The sequence below is a fragment of the Streptomyces sp. PU-14G genome (genome assembly GCF_041028275.1).
Classification (GTDB): domain Bacteria; phylum Actinomycetota; class Actinomycetes; order Streptomycetales; family Streptomycetaceae; genus Streptomyces.
Map to the genome: position 1 here is coordinate 1 of NZ_JASKYT010000715.1, position 1,017 is coordinate 1,017.

1 protein-coding gene is annotated in these 1,017 nt (G+C 74.1%); it reads right to left on the minus strand.

Translation table 11 applies throughout. The annotated features are described in order from the left end of the window. Nucleotides 1–872, minus strand: an 872-nt coding sequence (locus tag AB8Z75_RS34910; RefSeq protein WP_369209152.1) for a hypothetical protein, incomplete at its 3' end; no start/stop codon positions are given. Nucleotides 873–1,017: the final 145 nt, after the last annotated feature.

Sequence of the window (1,017 nt, forward strand, 5' to 3'; positions counted from 1 at the left end):
GGGGACGCGGGCGCGGGCGCGGGCGAAGAGGTGGTGGGCGGTGCGGGCGGCAGCGCGGTGGCGCAGAACGCGCAGCGGTCGCCGATGAGTTCGAGGCCGCAGCCGTGGCAGGCGTCGCGCCGCACCGAGGCGACGAGCTGGTAGAGCACGGAGACATCCGGGATGGCGGCCACGAACTCCGTCAGCTTGTCCGTGCCCCACCACGCGGGCGAGTCCGCGGGCAGCGGCGCCTGTGCGACCCGCCCGGTCCGCCAGCGGGCCGGCAGCGTGCGGCTCGCCCAGTCGGAGCCGAGCCTGCCGTGGGCGACGGTCATGTCGGTGGCGAACTGCGGTCCCGTCAGCCCCCGTTCACTCTCCTGGGCACCGCCGATGCGCAGCAGCTCGGGCGTGGGCGAGGCCAGCACCGCGAACTGGGTACCGGGCAGCCACGAGCGGGCGTGCGAGCCGACGGTGACGGGGACGCGCTCCAGCTTGGCGACCGAGCCGAGGACCGCCCCCGCATACAGGTAGTGCGTCAGCAGCCGTGCGGCTGCGCCGAGCACCCCGGGCGAGAAGTCGCACAGGGACAGCTGCCGCAGCTGCCGCACCAGCACGCCCGTCGCCAGCGGGGGCAGCGGCACGGGCAGCAGCGCGAGGCGGCGGCTGTCCAGCAGCGCCCTGACAGTGTTCAGCCGGTGCACGAAGGGGGTGGGAAGGGAGGCCGGGTAGACGGTGACGAGGTAGCCGTGCTGTTCGAGTAGCGCGTGGGTCTCGTCGAGCGCGGCCTGGAGGGACTGCTCACCGGGCGGTGCGAGCACGTGGGCCGGCGGGGTGTGCCGGTCGGGCGGTGCGAGGACGTGCTCCGGGCTGGTGACCGCTAACGCCGTAGACACATCCGCCTCCCTGGGATCCGCCACGGAAGCCGGTCCGCAACCGCCGGTCCCGTCCTTCCCGCACGCCGAACACCCGCGTTGCCAGGCCCTTGCCGACCTCACACACTAGCCACGGCCCCCCGCCTCGGGAACCATTCCCCAAAAC